Genomic DNA, 14,288 nt, shown 5'->3' on the forward strand with positions numbered 1-14,288 from the left:
CCTTTTCCCTGATACCGCTTTCCAGGACCATTGCCATGACGACGGATCGCAGCGAACTCGAAAGTATCGTCACGGAAGGTAACGCCTTCGACACCATCCAGCGCCGGCTGAAGGACCACGCCGGCGAACTGCAAACCGCCGTGGGCCAACTCAACGAGGCCCGTGCCGAGGTTTTCGGCAGCGCCGCCATGACGGTGCTGGGCCGAGCCCGGGTACGCACGGAGAACAACGCCGTGGCCCGGGATGTGGTGCGTATCGGCGATCAGTTGCTGTTCGGTTTCAACCTGCAACTGGGGCTGCGCAAGACCCTGGCCATTGGTGATGTGTTCAGCCTCTACCATCTGGAGGACTCCGACGACGGCTTCCAGGTCAGCGAAACCGCCATTGAGGCCAGTTTCCTGACGGATGAGCGCTTTGCCACCGACTTCCGGGAACTGCAGCAGTACTACAGTACCGCGACCCTGTCCCAGCTAACCGTGCTCAACGGCATGCTGCTGATGGCCTTCCGCATCGGTGAAAAGCTGGACGACCAACGGGTGTTCCGCTGGGAGCTGGAGCCCACCGGTGAGGTGAAGCGTTATGTGGATAACCGGGGTGAGCGGGACCTGACCTTCCCGGACCGTTTCGATTTCCCCTGGATCACGGCGGGTCGGGACAGTCAGGTGCAGGGGCGCTCACCCCACATCAACATCGCTGACACCGTGTTTGTGGATAACCTTCGGGGCGATATCACCTTCAAGGTCGAGAACAACACCAGCTCCGGCGAGGGTATCCATTCCGATCCGGTGGACTCGGACTCCCAGTCCCTGGACGATGCCACCTTCGAATACGCGGACCTGGGCGAGATCCTGCTGGTGCGTATCCTGCCCTTCAACGAGAAGACCTGGCGCTACTACCTTTACAACCGCGCCACCCGCAAGGTGGACCGGGTGGATGCCCTGGGTGGATCGGTGGCGTCGCTGCCGGACAATCATGGCCTGATCTTCCCCACTGGCTACTACCTGAGCACCGGGGAGCTGAAAACCTTCCAGGTGCCCGCCGGTGACCTGCGCCTGAAGCGGACCCTGCGCTCGCCGAACGGGGAAGATGTGTTGTATGTCTTCTACGAGCGGGCGTCCGGCACCGTCGTCCTCTACCGTTACAACCTCATCAACAAGCAGACCGACACCCCCATGGTGGGGCACGGCTATGCCCTGTTCGAGAACGGTCACCTGGTGATCTTCAACGCCGACAACGAGCCGGCACTGGTGCACCCGCTGCAGGTGTGGCAGACACCGTTCATGTCGGACCGGTTCCATGCCAGTGAACAGGGGGCCAACGACTCGGAACTGGGGCGTATCGGTAACCCGGAACTGGTGAGGGGGATTGCCGAGTTCAATACCATTGCCCGGCAGGCCTCTTCAGGCCAGGCGTCCGAGCGTCACTTTACCGGCCTGATCCGGACCATCGACCGGGTCCTGGACCAGTTCTTCTGGGTCAGCCAGGCCCGGGGCGACAGCGACAGCAGCTTCCACGCCCTGTCCGACTCGCTGGTCCGTGTACGGGACACTTCGGAACTGGTACTGGACGAGTATGAGAAAGTCCAGAGCATCCGCGCCCAGACGGAACGGGATATTGCCCGGGTGGCCGAGAGCCAGGGCGCCTTGCTGCGGGACCTGAAGCCGGACAGTTGGAAGACCCCCGACCAGTTCGTCACCCACCTGAAGAAGGTCCGGGACCACCGTGGCCGCGTCCGCACGCTGAAGGACCTGCGGTACGCCGACACCGGGGCCATCGATAAGCTGGAGCAGGAGTTGACCGGCGCCGAGGAACGGCTGACCGAACGCACTTTCCGCTTCCTGGCCACTCCGGAAGCCCTGGACGGTTACCGGAAGACCCTGGCGGAACTGCAACAGTCGCTGGATGAGGCGGAGAACCGCGAGCAATTGGCGGACATTGTCGGGCGCTACCAGGAACTGACTGCCGGGCTGGACATGATCCAGTCCATGCTGGCGTCCATGTCCGGTGAGGACGCCACCCTGGAAACCCGCATCTCCGAGAACATCTCCTCCATCTACGCCACCATCAACCAGCAGCGGTCCGAGGCGGAAATCCGCCTCAAGGAACAGGGCAGCAGCGAGGCCCGGGCACAGTTCGCGGCCCGCATGCGCCTGTTCGAACAGAGTCTGGCCAATGGCGTGACCGCGCTCAGCGAACCCGGGGACTGCGACGGCCTGATGACTCGCATGCTGGACCAGTTGCAGGAGCTGGAAAGCCAGTTCGGCGAGTACGACGAGTTCCTGCCGGTGATCCTGGAGCAGCGGGAAAACGCCCACGAAAGCATCGAGGCCCGCCGCCAGCAGTTGCAGGACCAGCAGCAGCGCCGGGTGAACACCCTGAAGGATGCCTCCGAGCGTATCCTCAAGAACATCACCCGCCGCACCGAGCGCTTCGACAGCCAGGAGGAACTGCACAGTTTCTTCGCCTCTGACGCCATGGTGGCCAAGGTCCGCAGCATGGCGGAGGAACTGCGCGGGCTGGGCGCCAGCATGGAATCCGACGACCTGCTGGGCCAGCTGCGGTCGTCCCAGGATACCGCCCTGCGCAGCGTGCGGGACCGGTCCGACATCTTCGAGGACGGCGGCCAGGTTATCCGCCTGGGCAAGCACCGTTTCAGCGTCAACCAGCAGGACCTGGACCTGACGCTGATGCCCCGCAATGACCGTATCATGCTGCACCTCACCGGGACCCAGTTTCACGAACCCCTGGACGAGCCGGAACTGGATCAACTGAAAGCCTACTGGGGGATCAGCCAGCCCTCGGAGACCGATCAGGTCTACCGGGGCGAATACCTGGCCTGGCTGGTGTTGCAGGAACTGGCCAGCGACCGGGCCGGCGACGTCAACGTGGCGGAACCGGAGGAACTGATCGACTACATTCGCCGCTTCGCCTCACCCCGCTACCGGGAGGGTTACGAAAAAGGTATCCACGACCATGATGCGGCCCGCATGGTCAGCATCCTGTGGCCCGCCATGCAGGGGGCCGGCCTGCTGCGGTTCGGGCCCCGGGCCCGGGCCCTGGCGATGCTCTACTGGGCCCGCCGGCGCCAGCAGGAGGACGATGCCAGAACCCTGCGTTCCCGCTGCCTGTCCGCCGGCATCCTCAGCCGGGTGATGCAGTCCCGGGATCTGCTGGATTCGCTGGTGGAAGAGGTCACGCCCCTGCTGACGGAGTTTGTGGAGCAGATCGGTCTGGTGTTCTCGGACACCGAGATTGCCGGCGCCGGCGACTACCTGATCCGGCAGCTGTCGGAAGACACCGAGGCCTTTGAGGTGACCCGCTACGGCGCCACCCTGGCCAACGGTTTCCTGGAAACCATGGCCCGGGACGGTCATGAAGGCCAGTACCAGGAAGCGCTGTCAGTCGTCCGCGATCAGCCCGCGGCCCGGTGGCGTATCACCGAGCACTGGCTGCGGGCCTGGATGGCCGCCAGCAAAACCGAAGTGAGTGATCACTATCTGCCGGAAGCCATTGCCATACTGAATGTGCGTGAACGACTGCCCACCCGGGAACGTAATGTGGAACTGTCCTTTACCGTGGACAGCCTGCTGGGTCAGCACCCGCGCATCGATAACCGCACGCTGCCCCTGCAGCTGGACGAATTCGATGAACGGCTGCGCTATCACCACCAACAGGTGATCCCCGCCTGGCAGCGCCTGCAGGAGGTGCGTCATGACGTGCTGGAGCGCTACCGGGACCAGCTGCGGCTGGAGGAGTTCCGGCCCCGGCCACTGTCGTCCTTTGTCCGCAACAAGCTGATCAGCGAAAGCTACCTGCCCATCATCGGCGACAACCTGGCCAAGCAGATGGGCACCGTGGGGGAGGACCGGCGCACCGACCAGTCCGGCCTGCTGATGATGATCTCCCCCCCGGGTTACGGCAAAACCACCCTGATGGAATACGTGGCCAACCGGCTGGGCCTGATCTTCATGAAGGTCAACTGCCCCAGCCTGGGCCATGACGTGGTGTCCCTGGACCCGGAGCAGGCGCCCCACTCCACGGCACGGTCCGAGCTGATCAAGCTCAACCTGGCCCTGGAGATGGGCAACAACGTGATGCTGTACCTGGATGATATCCAGCATACCCACCCGGAGTTCCTGCAGAAGTTCATCTCCCTGTGTGACGGCACCCGCCGTATCGAGGGTGTCTGGCGGGGCAAGACCCGCACCTACGATATGCGGGGCAAGCGCTTCTGCGTGGTCATGGCCGGTAACCCCTACACCGAGAGCGGCGAGGTGTTCCAGGTGCCGGACATGCTGGCCAACCGGGCCGACATCTATAACCTTGGCGACGTGCTCAGCGGCATGGAGGACGTGTTCGCCCTGTCCTACATCGAGAACAGCATGAGCGCCAACCCGGTGCTGGCCTCCCTCAGCAGCCGAGGCATGGACGATTTCTACCGCTTTGCCGACCTGGCCATGGGTAAGGAAGTGGCAGACTCGGATTTCGAGCACGACTACAGCCGGGCCGAGCGCGAGGAGATCGTCGGCCTGCTGAAAAAGATGATCCGGGTGCGGGAAACCGTGCTGCGGGTGAACCAGGAGTACATTGCTTCCAGCGCCCAGGACGACGCCTACCGCACCGAGCCGCCGTTCCGGCTTCAGGGCAGTTATCGCAACATGAACAAGCTGGCGGAGAAACTGTCGCCGGTGATGACCGATGACGAACTGGAAGCGCTGATCGACGACCATTACGTGGGTGAGGCCCAGCTGCTGACCCGGGGCGCCGAGGAAAACCTGCTGAAGCTGAAGGAGCTGCGGGGCACCCTGTCGGCGTCGGAACGCGAGCGCTGGCAATCCATCCTGGACGAATTCTGCCGCCGTCAGGCCGCGGGTGGTGACGAAGACACCGGTATCAAGGTGGTACGCCAGCTGGGACTGATCGCCGAGAACCTGTCCGGCTTTGGTGAGCAGATGGCTGGCCAGGAGCGGGAACTGAAGGTAGAACCGGAGATCACCGTCAACGTGGAAGGTCCGGACACCATGGCGGATGCGGTCACCGCCTTTGCCGAACTGTTCGAGCACTCCATCTTCCCGGTGCTCAAGACCATCGACAGCCGCCTCGACCTGGACCTGAAGACCCGCTACGAGATCAGCCAGGTGCTCACCACCATCCGCAAGTTGCGGGTGCAGGTGGCCAACGAGCACAAGCGGTTGCGCAAGCTGAGTCAGCAGACATCCGCGTCATCAGAGGGAAACTTGCCGGATCCGATCACCGATCCGGAAGGAAATCAGGTGTAGATTGTCCGGGTAAGTAAAAGGGGAAGCCGGCAGGCTTCCCCTTTCTTGTCCATGGCTCCCGGGACGTCAGCCGGTACGGCGCCAGTCCTCCTGTTCCAGCGGCTTCAGGGCGGACGTGTTGGTGCGGTTGCCCAGGAAATCCGGCCGTGGCTTGTTGCCGCAGTATGGGTTCACCAACTGGTTCTCCACGCTGTTGAACACGAAGAACAGGTTGCTCCGGGGCCAGGGGGACATATTGGCATTGGACGCATGCAGCGTGTTGCATTCGAAGATGATCAGCGAGCCTGCAGGCCCGGTGGGCGCCTGTATACCACCCCGGTCCGCCAGTTCCGCGAGGTCCTGGTCGTTGGGTACCCCCAGTTCCTGTTTCTTGAGGGAGGACTGGTAGTTGTCCTCCGGGGTGCGGCCGACACAGGGTACGAACCGATTGTGGGACCCGGGGATCAGCATCAGTGGCCCGTTGAACGGGGTGTTGTCGGTGAGGGCAATGGAAAAGCTCACCGCCCGCATGCGCGGCATGCCGTCCTCCGCGTGCCAGGTCTCGAAATCCGAATGCCAGTCAAAACCCTTGCCATGGAAGCCGGGCTTGAAGTTGATACGGGACTGGTGGATATAGGCATCACTGCCCAGCAACTGGCGCACCATGGCCAGGATTTTGGGGTCCCGGGTTAGCCGATCAAAGCGTTCGGATAACTCGTGCACACCAAAAACCGACCGGATTTCCTGTTTGCCAGGCTCGGTGATGGTGCCCTCTGCCCTGAGAATATTGCTGTCGTTTTCATAGTCCCGCAGATCCTGACGGAACCGCGCTACGGTATCCTGGTCAAGGAAGTTCGGGAAGGCCAGGAAACCGTCCCGTTCATAGCGGGCCAGGTGGGTCTCGCTCAGCGGACCGTCGGTGCGGTCGGAGCCGGTGCTGTGGACAACCGGGTCCAGACGATCAAAGGATGGGGTTGGGCGTTCAAGACGACTGGGATAAAGATCTTCAGTACGAGTATCCATATTCGAACCTCCTTCCAGTAGAACTCGATGACTCAACTCATTACTTGGATGACAAAATATTTCCTTTAAAAATAGCCATTTATGAGTAAATTCCTCGGGCGTGAGGGATGTAGGGGCGGCCGGTGCGGTTTTCAAGGCCCATGGTGAAGACAGAACCGGGTACCTGTGTCAGGCGTATCCTTTATTTCACGGAATAAAGGAGTGTAAAGGTTATGCAAACGCCTGCTTCAGCGAAGGTTCATGCTGGTTCCGGACAATGGATATGGGTATTTTTGTCAGTACTACTACTGGCCGGTTGCGCCAGCCCTTCCCTGGAGGACTACCGGGACCGGTCACCGGCGCTGGTACCGGAACAGTTTTTCCAGGGCACCCTGACGGCCCGGGGCGTGGTCAAGGACTGGTCAGGGGAAGTTATCCGCACCTTTGACGCCGAGATCGAAGCCCGCTGGGCGCCGGATGGCACCGGCACGCTGGATGAGGTATTCCGCTACGACGATGGCGAGGTGGATACTCGGGTCTGGACCCTGGCTCCGGAGGATGGCGGGTATCGCGCCGAGGCCGGTGATGTGGTGGAGCCCGGCTTTATGGAATGGCGTGGCAACGCCATCAACATGACTTACGTACTGGAGGTGCCCTATGGTGACGGCACCATCAATGTGCGTATGGATGACTGGATGTACCTGGTCACGCCGGACACCCTGATCAACGAGACCGCCATGAGCAAGTGGGGCATTCCGGTGGGTGAAGTAGTGCTGGTGATACAGCGGCAGGATGGCCAGTGAATTCAGAATCATAGCGAAAACAGGTAGCAGTTCCTATGTGGAAACAATGGCTTACGGCGGCCCTTCTGGTGGTTGTCGCAGTGGGCGGTGCCATGGTGTGGCGCCACCTGGACACCGCATCCGCCCAGCAGGAGGGCCGGCGTGCCTCCGTCAGTGCCGTGGACACGGTAACCCCCCGGCTGGATACGGTGCGGGATGCGGTAACAACCGTGGGCAGCCTGAAGGCGCTGGACGCGGTGGAGTTGACCACGGAAGTCAGTGGCCGTGTGGTGGAAGTGAACCTGCATGCCGGTGAAAGGGTGGAAAAGGGCGACCTCCTGGTCCGCCTGGATGACCGTCAGGCTGCCGCGGACCTGAGGGTGATCGAATCCCAGTTGGCCGATGCCCGTCGCCAGTTGGAGCGGGCCAGCCGCCTGCGCTCCAATAACAGCGTTTCCCAGGCCCAGGTGGATGAACTGCGCACCGCGGTGGATGTGGCCGCCGCCCAACGCCAGGCGGCGCGGATCCGTCTGGAGAACCATCGTATCCTGGCTCCGTTCTCCGGGGTTGTCGGCCTGTCCGATATCAGCGTCGGGGCCTATGTGACTCCCGGCAACACCCTCGCCACCCTGGACTCCACTGACCGTATGGAGCTGTCCTTCTCCGTGCCCGAGCGTTTCCTGGGCCAGGTGTCCCTGGGGCAACTGGTCCGTGGTACCTCGCCGGCGTATCCGGACGACACCTTCAACGGCGAGTTGGTGGAGCTGGGCACCCGCATCAGTGAACTGAGCCGTTCCCTGCCGGTGCGGGCCCTGATCGACAACCCGGAGGGGCGCCTTCGACCGGGCCAGTTCATGTCCGCCAGCCTGACCCTGCGTGAGCGGGAAGCCCTGGTGATTCCCGAACAGGCGGTGCTGATCCGGGGTGACAGCAAGTATGTGTTCATCGCGGAGGACGGGGTTGCCGAACGCACGTCCGTCACCCTGGGCACCCGTATGCCCGGCCTGGTGGAAGTGGTGGACGGGGTCAGTGAATCCGATCAGGTCATCACCACCGGGCAGGACCGGCTGAGCAGTGGCGACCGGGTGGAGGTGAAGGATAGCGAGGGCGCGGTTCCGGAAAACCGCTTCGTACAGTCCCTGGAGTCCTGACCATGGTGCTGTCCGATATTTCCATCAAGCGACCGGTCTTCGCCACGGTCCTGAGCCTGCTGATCGTTGTCTTCGGCCTGGCGGCCCTGCTGGACCTGCCGGTTCGTGAGTATCCGGATATCGACCCGCCCGAGGTCTCCATTGCCACGGACTATACCGGCGCTGCCGCGGAGGTGGTGGACAGCCAGATCACCCAGGTGATTGAGGGGGCCATCAGCGGGATCGAGGGCATCCGTTCCATTGAATCCTCCACCGAGCAGGGGGAATCCCGCACCAGCATCGAGTTCAATATTTCCCGGGACGTGGACATCGCCGCCAACGATGTGCGGGACGCCGTCTCGCGGGTGGCAGACCAGTTACCGGAAGAGGCGGATGCCCCGGTGGTGCAGAAGGCGGATTCCGACGCCCGACCGATGATGTGGATAACCCTGCGCAGCGATGTCTGGGACAGTGCTGAACTCACCGATTACGCTGACCGGGTACTGGTGGATCGCCTCTCGGTGCTGGATGGCGTCGCCGATGTCCGTATTGGCGGTGAGCGCCGCTATGCCATCCGCGTGTGGCTGGACCGCGACCGGCTGGCGGCCCGGGATATCACCGTGGCGGAGGTGGAGCAGGCACTGCGTTCCAACAACGTGGAACTGCCGGCGGGGTCGGTGGACTCCTCCACCCGCAATTTCACCGTCCGTGCCGAGGGCCGGCTGAGCGATGTGGAGCAGTTCCGCAACCTGGTGGTCCGCCGGGACGGCAACAACCTTCTGCGCCTGGGCGAGGTGGCCAATGTGCAGATGGGCGTGGAGTCCGATGTTGGCCGGTTGCGGGCCAATGGCAAGACCGCCATCGGCATGGGCGTGATCCGCCAGTCCAAGGCCAATACCGTGGCGGTTTCCGATGCCGTACGGGCGGAACTGGACGAGATCCGCAAGACCCTGCCGCCGGAAGTGAGTATTGCCGAGAGCTATGACGAGTCCATCTTCATCCGGGCATCCATCAAGGAGGTGATCACCACCCTGGCCATTGCCGTGTCCCTGGTGATCCTGGTGATCTTCCTGTTCCTGAGGTCCTGGCGGGCCACGCTGATTCCGGCGGTGACCATTCCGGTGGCGGTGATCGGGGCGTTTATCGGGCTGGGCTTCCTGGGCTTTTCCATCAACGTACTGACCCTGCTGGCCATCATCCTCGCCATTGGTCTGGTGGTGGATGATGCCATCGTCATGCTGGAGAACATTCAGCGCCGCATCGACAACGGCGAACCCCCCCTGCTGGCCGCCTACCGGGGCGCCCGCCAGGTGGCCTTTGCAGTGGTGGCCACCACCCTCACCCTGGTGGCGGTGTTCGTGCCCATCTCCTTCATGGGGGGTAATATCGGCCGGCTGTTTGCCGAGTTCGGGTTCACCCTGGCGGCGGCGGTGATTTTCTCCAGCTTCGTGGCGCTGACCCTGGCTCCCATGCTGTGTTCCAAATGGCTGAAACACAGTCCGGAAACCGTGGAAGGTCACCGCCTGTGGGCCGCCAGTGAAAAGATCCTCAATGGCATGGCCAATGGCTACGGGCGCGCCCTCGACTTCTCCCTGCGCCAACCCGGGCTACTGATTGGCCTGGGTATCGTCGGCCTGGTGATCGCCGTGGTGATCTTCCCCAAACTGCCCCAGGAACTGGCGCCGATCGAGGACCGGGGGGTGATCATCATGCCCACCAGCGCCCCCCGGGGCTCCACCGTGGAATTCACCGACCACTACGTCAGGCAGGCGGAGGAAAAGCTGCTTCCCTACCTGGACGACGGGGTGGCCAACCGCATGCTGTCCATCGTCGGTTTCCGGGATGAGGAGGACAACGCCTTCATGATCCTGGGGCTCAACGAATGGGACCAGCGGGACGTCAAGCAACAGCAGATCACCAGCGAGATCCGCGGCAAGCTGTCGGACATTTCCGGCGTGCGGGTGATTGCGGTGAACCCGCCAGGCCTGGGCCAGGGGGGCTTCGACCAGCCGGTGGAATTCGTGGTGGCCGGATCGGATTACGACACCGTCCAGCGATGGAGCGAGATGCTGGTGGAGAAGGCCAAGGACAACCCCAACCTGCTGAATGTGGACACCGACTTCGAACTGACCCGACCGGAACTGCGGGTGACCATCGACCGGGAGCGGGCGGCGGACCTGGACATCACTGTTCAGGATGTGGGCCTGACCCTGCAGACCATGCTGGCCTCCAGGCAGGTCACCACCTACCTGGACCGGGGGCAGGAGTACGACGTGATCGTCCAGGCCCGTGACCGTGACCGGGCCACGCCATCGGACCTGAGCCAGATTTTCCTGCGCCCGCGGCAGGGGGGCGAGCTGATTCCTCTGGCGGCCCTGGTCAGCCTGGAAGAGATCGGCGCCAACCCGGACCTGCGGCGAATCGACCGCCTGCCGGCGGTGGTCATCAGTGCCTCGCTGGCGGATGGCTATGACCTGGGGGCGGCGCTGACCTACCTGAACAACCTGGCGGCGGACAACCTGCCACCGGAGGCCCGTATCAGCTACAAGGGCATGAGCCAGGAGTTCCAGGAATCCACCAACGCCATCTACATCACCTTCGGCCTGGCCTTTGTCATCGTGTTCCTGGTGCTGGCGGCCCAGTTTGAGAGCTGGATTCACCCGCTGATCATCATGCTCACCGTGCCCCTGGCGGTGACCGGTGCCCTGATGGCGCTGTTGTGGTCGGGTATCAGCCTCAATATCTACAGTCAGATCGGCATCGTCATGCTATTGGGGCTGATGGCCAAGAACGGCATCCTGATCGTGGAATTCGCCAACCAGCTCCGGGACCAGGGCTACAGCGTACGGGATGCCATCCTGGAGGGGGCGGTCCTGCGTTTCCGGCCGGTACTGATGACCACCATTTCCACGGTATTCGGTGCCGTTCCCCTGGTGATCGCCACCGGTGCGGGGGCCGAGAGTCGGGCCGCCATCGGTATGGTGATCCTGGGCGGGCTACTGTTCGCCACGACCCTGACCCTGTTCCTGATACCGGTGCTCTACAACCTGCTGGCCCGCTTCGCCAAATCCGCCAATGCCGTGGAAAAGGAACTGGAACGGGAAGCCCTGGCGGAAGGTGGCAGCGGTGGCCTGGCCTCGGTACAGAGTGCCGAACGCACGGTTGACTGAATCCGGGGCCGGACGATCCTCCGGCCCCATACCGGACCCGTGTCTCGGTTTTCCGCCAAACCTGTGGATAACATCAGGGATAATTTGGGAATGATCTCTGGGTAAGCAATTTCAGATTCATATAAAACAATCAGTTACATGGATATTTAGGGTCCGGAATCGCTTCCGGTTCTGTGGATAACTTTCTTGAAAAGTTATCTGAACAGTTTTTATCAACCCTATGAAATCACGGCAGAATTAGGTATTTCTCCCTAGTTCTGTCGCGTCAGCCTCTACAAACGCTTCCTCTCTGGTTAAAATTTGCTCACTGGCACTGCAAAGTCCCCGCTGTGACAGGTATACTGCCCTGTCAATTTTTCCTGCTCCTTTCCTTGAGGTGATTCCGTGGATTTTCCGACCCGTTTCGACGTGATTGTCATTGGTGGTGGCCATGCCGGTACCGAGGCCGCGCTGGCAGCCGCGCGTATGGGCTCGCAGACCCTGCTGCTGACCCACAATATCGAGACCCTGGGCCAGATGTCCTGTAACCCGGCCATTGGCGGTATCGGCAAGAGTCACCTGGTCAAGGAAATTGACGCCCTCGGTGGCGCCATGGGGAAGGCCACCGATCAGGCCGGCATTCAGTTCCGGGTGCTCAACAGCCGCAAGGGTCCGGCGGTGCGGGCCACCCGTGCCCAGGCGGACCGGGTACTGTACAAGGCCGCCATCCGCGAGATCCTGGAAAACCAGCCCAACCTGATGCTGTTCCAGCAGGCGGCGGATGACCTGATTGTGGAAAACGACCGGGTCACCGGCGTGGTCACCAACACCGGTATCCGTTTCAACGCGAAGACCGTGGTGCTGACCACCGGTACCTTCCTGGGCGGGGTTATCCACATCGGCATGCAGAACCACGCTGGTGGCCGCGCTGGCGATGCGCCTGCCAATGCCCTGGCCAAGCGATTACGGGAACTGCCGTTCAATGTCGGCCGCCTGAAAACCGGCACCCCGCCGCGGATCGATGCCCGGTCCGTGGACTTCTCCGTGATGGAAGAGCAATGGGGCGACAGCCCCACCCCGGTGATGTCCTTTATGGGCTCCCGGGACCAGCACCCCGAGCAGGTGTGCTGCTACGTCACCCGCACCACCGCCGAGACCCATGACATCATCCGCAGTGGCTTCGACCGCTCGCCCATGTTCGCCGGCGAGATCGAGGGCATTGGCCCGCGCTACTGCCCGTCCATCGAGGACAAGGTAAACCGCTTTGCGGACAAGGACTCCCATCAGATCTTTGTGGAGCCGGAAGGCCTGAACACCCATGAGCTGTATCCCAACGGCATCTCCACCAGCCTGCCGTTCGATATCCAGCTGGCGGCAGTCCGTTCCATCCCCGGCTTTGAGAACGCCCACATTACCCGGCCGGGGTATGCCATCGAATATGACTACCTGAATCCCCAGGACCTGCGTCATACCCTGGAAACCAAGTTCATCGGCGGGCTCTATTTTGCCGGCCAGATTAACGGCACCACCGGCTACGAGGAAGCCGGCGCCCAGGGCCTGCTGGCCGGGCTCAACGCCTCCCTGCAGGCCCAGGACAAGGAACCCTGGTACCCGCGCCGGGACGAGGCCTACATCGGTGTGCTGGTGGATGACCTGATCACCATGGGTACCTCCGAGCCCTATCGCATGTTCACCAGCCGCGCCGAGTACCGGCTGATCCTGCGGGAGGACAATGCCGACCTGCGTCTCACGGAAACCGGCCATCACCTGGGTCTGGTGGACGACGAACGTTGGGCACGGTTCAATGACAAGCGTGAGGCGATTGCCACCGAGCGGCAGCGCCTTGAGAAAACCCGTATCCACCCGAAGACGGATCAGTCCGCCATTGCCGATGGGTACCTCAAGCAGCCCATGGCCCGGGACAACACCCTGGCGGAACTGCTGCGCCGCCCGGAAATCTCCTACGCCGAGATTGCCGAGATCGGTGGCCAGCGTGCCGGTGCCGACGAGGTGGAGCAGCAGGTGGAGATCGAGATCAAGTACGAGGGCTACATCTCCCGTCAGGAGGACGAGATCGAGCGCCTGCGCCGTAACGAGGAGACCCGCCTGCCGGATGACTTCGACTTTGATGCCGTGGGCGGCCTGTCCAACGAGATCCGCCAGAAGCTCAAGGAGGTGCGGCCGGAGACCATTGCCCAGGCCTCCCGCATCCAGGGCGTGACCCCGGCGGCGGTGTCCCAGTTGCTGGTGCACCTCAAGAAGCGGGACCTGCTCCGCAAGCAATCCGCCTGACGGGGCCAGCCAATGAGCGAATCACTCTGGCGGCGGCAGCTGTCCGACGGGCTCGGGGCCATGGGCATCGAGTTATCCACAGACCAGCAGGAGCAACTGCTGGCCTTCCTGGCGCTACTCAACAAGTGGAACCGGGCCTACAACCTCACCGCCGTGCGCGAACCCCGACAGATGGTGCCCCGGCAACTGCTGGACAGCCTGACCCTGCTGCCCTACATCACCGCCGACCGGGTGCTGGATGCGGGGGCCGGTGGTGGACTGCCGGGCATTCCCCTGGCCATTGCCCGGCCCGATATCCATTTCACCCTGCTGGATAGCAACAGCAAGAAAACCCGATTCCTGACCCAGTGCAAACTGGAACTTCGCCTGGACAATGTTGAGGTGATCCATGGCCGTGCGGAGGACTGCCGGCCAGACCAGCCCTTCGAGCAGGTCACCAGCCGCGCCTTCACCGCCCTGCCCAACCTGGTGGACTGGTGTGGCAGCCTGCTGGCGGATGAGGGGCAGTTCCTTGCCATGAAAGGTCAGTTCCCGGATGATGAAGTGTCCGGCCTGCCGTCAGGCTGGCAGGTCGGTGCCCGCCACCGGCTCGATTATCCCGGCTGTGACGGTGAGCGACACCTGCTGATCATCAACCGGGTTTCTCCGCGACAGGATTCCACAACAGGAGGCTAG

At 62.6% G+C, this 14,288-nt stretch carries 7 protein-coding genes; 6 read left to right on the forward strand and 1 reads right to left on the reverse strand.

Going from position 1 to position 14,288, the window contains the following annotated elements; translation table 11 throughout:
- Positions 1-35 precede the first annotated feature (35 nt).
- A complete protein-coding gene (locus ACJO2E_RS15025; RefSeq protein ID WP_406964896.1) occupies positions 36-5,279 on the forward strand; it encodes a DNA repair ATPase in 5,244 nt (1,747 codons plus the stop codon).
- 66 nt (positions 5,280-5,345) lie between these two features.
- On the opposite strand, the gene thpD is transcribed toward ACJO2E_RS15025, so the two are convergent.
- Positions 5,346-6,281, reverse strand: a complete 936-nt coding sequence (gene thpD / locus ACJO2E_RS15030) for an ectoine hydroxylase (RefSeq protein ID WP_406964897.1) — start codon at positions 6,279-6,281, stop codon at positions 5,346-5,348.
- Between the two features lie 272 nt (positions 6,282-6,553).
- On the opposite strand from thpD, the gene ACJO2E_RS15035 reads away from it, so the two are divergent.
- The 5 genes from ACJO2E_RS15035 (at position 6,554) to rsmG (ending at position 14,288) form a co-directional block, all read left to right on the forward strand.
- On the forward strand, positions 6,554-7,063 hold the full coding sequence (locus ACJO2E_RS15035) for a DUF3833 domain-containing protein (protein WP_406964899.1): 510 nt from the start codon (positions 6,554-6,556) through the stop codon (positions 7,061-7,063).
- Positions 7,064-7,098: 35 nt separating this feature from the next.
- On the forward strand, positions 7,099-8,193 hold the full coding sequence (locus ACJO2E_RS15040) for an efflux RND transporter periplasmic adaptor subunit (RefSeq protein ID WP_406964901.1): 1,095 nt from the start codon (positions 7,099-7,101) through the stop codon (positions 8,191-8,193).
- A gap of 2 nt (positions 8,194-8,195) precedes the next feature.
- The gene (locus ACJO2E_RS15045; protein ID WP_406964902.1) at positions 8,196-11,342 is read left to right on the forward strand and encodes an efflux RND transporter permease subunit; all 3,147 of its coding nucleotides are present in this window, start codon (positions 8,196-8,198) and stop codon (positions 11,340-11,342) included.
- 384 nt (positions 11,343-11,726) lie between these two features.
- Positions 11,727-13,613 (forward strand): tRNA uridine-5-carboxymethylaminomethyl(34) synthesis enzyme MnmG, encoded by a 1,887-nt coding sequence (gene mnmG, locus ACJO2E_RS15050; protein WP_406964903.1) that lies wholly within the window; start codon positions 11,727-11,729, stop codon positions 13,611-13,613.
- A 12-nt stretch (positions 13,614-13,625) separates the two neighbouring features.
- On the forward strand, positions 13,626-14,288 hold the full coding sequence (gene rsmG / locus ACJO2E_RS15055; protein ID WP_406964904.1) for a 16S rRNA (guanine(527)-N(7))-methyltransferase RsmG: 663 nt from the start codon (positions 13,626-13,628) through the stop codon (positions 14,286-14,288).

The organism is Marinobacter shunpengi, assembly GCF_045449695.1.
Classification (GTDB): domain Bacteria; phylum Pseudomonadota; class Gammaproteobacteria; order Pseudomonadales; family Oleiphilaceae; genus Marinobacter.

What these genes read in the sequence shown, in the direction of transcription:
- ACJO2E_RS15045 (WP_406964902.1), top strand. Translation starts at nt 8,196, where the DNA reads ATGGTGCTGTCCGATATTTCCATCAAGCGACCGGTCTTCGCCACGGTC.
- ACJO2E_RS15025 (WP_406964896.1), top strand. Translation starts at nt 36, where the DNA reads ATGACGACGGATCGCAGCGAACTCGAAAGTATCGTCACGGAAGGTAAC.
- rsmG (WP_406964904.1), top strand. Translation starts at nt 13,626, where the DNA reads ATGAGCGAATCACTCTGGCGGCGGCAGCTGTCCGACGGGCTCGGGGCC.
- ACJO2E_RS15040 (WP_406964901.1), top strand. Translation starts at nt 7,099, where the DNA reads ATGTGGAAACAATGGCTTACGGCGGCCCTTCTGGTGGTTGTCGCAGTG.
- thpD (WP_406964897.1), bottom strand. Translation starts at nt 6,281, where the DNA reads ATGGATACTCGTACTGAAGATCTTTATCCCAGTCGTCTTGAACGCCCA.